At 50.0% G+C, this 1455-nt stretch carries 3 protein-coding genes; all 3 read right to left on the reverse strand.

Features of this window, described 5'->3' with window-relative positions; translation table 11 throughout:
• Nucleotides 1-370: 370 nt before the first annotated feature.
• The 3 genes from DU506_RS21165 to DU506_RS21850 are packed head-to-tail and all read right to left on the reverse strand — an operon-like array spanning nucleotide 371 to nucleotide 1202.
• Nucleotides 371-772 carry a hypothetical protein gene (locus DU506_RS21165; protein WP_114488787.1) on the reverse strand — a complete coding sequence of 134 codons (402 nt, stop codon included), beginning with the start codon at nucleotides 770-772 and terminating at the stop codon, nucleotides 371-373.
• A 17-nt stretch (nucleotides 773-789) separates the two neighbouring features.
• Nucleotides 790-1020: a hypothetical protein gene (locus DU506_RS21170; RefSeq protein ID WP_114488788.1), complete on the reverse strand. Its 231-nt coding sequence runs from the start codon at nucleotides 1018-1020 to the stop codon at nucleotides 790-792.
• Between the two features lie 29 nt (nucleotides 1021-1049).
• Nucleotides 1050-1202: a hypothetical protein gene (locus DU506_RS21850; RefSeq protein ID WP_181870850.1), complete on the reverse strand. Its 153-nt coding sequence runs from the start codon at nucleotides 1200-1202 to the stop codon at nucleotides 1050-1052.
• Between the last annotated feature and the right edge of the window lie 253 nt (nucleotides 1203-1455).

The raw sequence follows: 1455 nt of genomic DNA on the forward strand, positions 1-1455 counted from the left end.
ACCCCTCAAAATAAAATCAACTAAAAGCGGCAAACTAAAAAGAAGGCTGGTTAGGATGGCGGTACGGTCTTACACCTGCTGCAATATAACCAACACCTGGCACACGATATAGTGTGCAAGTAGCAGCGTGTGCGTAATTGTCTGTCGGGTTTGCATATTCCGCACAATATGAAATCAGTTCTCGATTTTCTGGCAAAGTTTCATTATCGGCATATGTTTTTGCAAGCGGGTAAAGCGTCCCGCCGTGTGATGCGTATGTTTTCATAATCAACCCCTCAAAATAAAATCAACCCCTCAAAATAAAATCAACCAGAAGCGGCAAACTAAAAAGAAGGCCGGTTAGGATTGCTGCAAGATAATCATTCATGGATTATTCCCCGTCGCGCTTATCAACAAAATCCAATGCAGTGCCATAGAACCCTTGCGAACGTGCCACGCATTCGACAAGCGCGCGGAATTCAGGCTTTGACCATGGGTTGCCAGTAGGTGTACCCTTGCGCGTAAATTGCACCCATGCATCAATGGCTTTCAAACGCTTATCGTCGAAAACCCAGTAATGTGCGCCGTCGAATTCACCACCGACCATATCGTCGTAATGGTCGGCATCCCAACCCAGTTTCTTCACCAGCGCATCGCATGCGGCTTTATGGTTACCGTAAATATTAAGCGCGTGGTCATAGGACACATAAATGCGTCCGGCTTCGCATTGCGCGCTGATACGCGAACCTTTAGTATCGGTAGGGCCGTGATATTTGGTGCGGATAGCTTGCATGGTTTTCTCCTAAATGTTCAGCATTGGTTAATGTGACCGGTATTCACGTTAATAGTGAATTCCCCGCCGTTGGACGTTTCGACAAAAACGCAATCTTCGCCGTGAAAATTAATCTCTACAATCGTAGCGCCCATTGGAATCAAACCGGCCTTACGCAATTCCGCTTGAATGCACAATTCAGCATTCGAGCGAATTTCATACGCGCCGTGTTTCACCCAGCGTTGCGCGTTAGATTGGATTGCATTCATGGTGTTTTCTCCTATTTGCGGTTGACGGTTTACAAACCCAGCAAGCGGGCGATCAGGCTTTTACGCACTGCGCGACGCTGGCCGATGGCTTTTGCGGCAGGCGCCAGGGCGGCCGCCCAGCGGGCCCGCTCTGCGGCTTGTGCTGCAAGGGCTTCGTTGACGGTGAATTCGTTGCGGGTCATGGTGCGGGTTCCTTTGCGTTGCGTTATCTGACTCAGTGGCTCTATTGTAGCTAACTTTTTAGCAGACGCGCAAGAACTATCGCAATTTATTTTCTAAGTAGTAACCCCTAGAGAAGGGGTGTGTAGGTGGCACATGCACCCATGCACCCATGCACCCATGCACCCATGCACCCATGCACCCATGCACCCATGCACCCATGCACCCATGCACCCATGCACCCATGCACCCATGCACCCATGCACCCATGCACCC

Source organism: Vreelandella rituensis (assembly GCF_003336665.1).
Classification (GTDB): domain Bacteria; phylum Pseudomonadota; class Gammaproteobacteria; order Pseudomonadales; family Halomonadaceae; genus Vreelandella; species Vreelandella rituensis.